This is a genomic window from Pseudoalteromonas sp. SG41-1 (genome assembly GCF_014164575.1).
Classification (GTDB): Bacteria; Pseudomonadota; Gammaproteobacteria; order Enterobacterales; family Alteromonadaceae; genus Pseudoalteromonas; species Pseudoalteromonas rhizosphaerae.
The window spans coordinates 1-594 of record NZ_JACJFL010000118.1; the positions used below are offsets into that span (position 1 = coordinate 1).

The following is a 594-nucleotide window of genomic DNA, read 5'->3' on the forward strand; positions in this document are numbered from 1 at the left end:
CATCTTCTACAGCATTGATCCGGCCATCAACCTCAATCGGGGTGGCAATCGTCAAGGCATTCGGTGCTGCGTTATCTAAAATCACTGAGGTGCTGGTTGCACTGGAGGTGTTACCCGCCGCATCAGATTGTGTGGCGCTGACGGTGAGCGTGCCATTATTAAAGCTGCTGACATCAAACTCACTACCACTGATAGTCCATGCCCCAGAGCCATCGGCCGTCACAGTCCGTGATAAGTTATTCGCGCCATCGCTGATGGTCACACTGACGCTGGCATTAGCTTCTGCGCCAGAGCCGGTGATCAATACACTGCCATCTTCTACAGCATTGATCCGGCCATCAACCTCAATCGGGGTGCTTATCGTCAAGGCATTCGGTGCTGCGTTATCTAAAATCACTGAGGTGCTGGCTGCACTGGAGGTGTTACCCGCCGCATCACTTTGTGTGGCGCTGACGGTGAGTGTGCCGTTATTAAAGCTGCTGACATCAAACTCACGACCACTGATAGTCCATGCCCCAGAGCCATCAGCCGTCACAGTACGCGATTGGTTATTCGAACCATCGCTGATAGTCACACTGACACTGGCATTGGCTT

At 52.9% G+C, this 594-nt stretch carries 1 protein-coding gene; it reads right to left on the reverse strand.

Features of this window, described 5'->3' with window-relative positions; translation table 11 throughout:
• Positions 1-594, reverse strand: a 594-nt coding sequence (locus tag H5203_RS22545; RefSeq protein WP_182740987.1) for an Ig-like domain-containing protein, incomplete at both ends; no start/stop codon positions are given.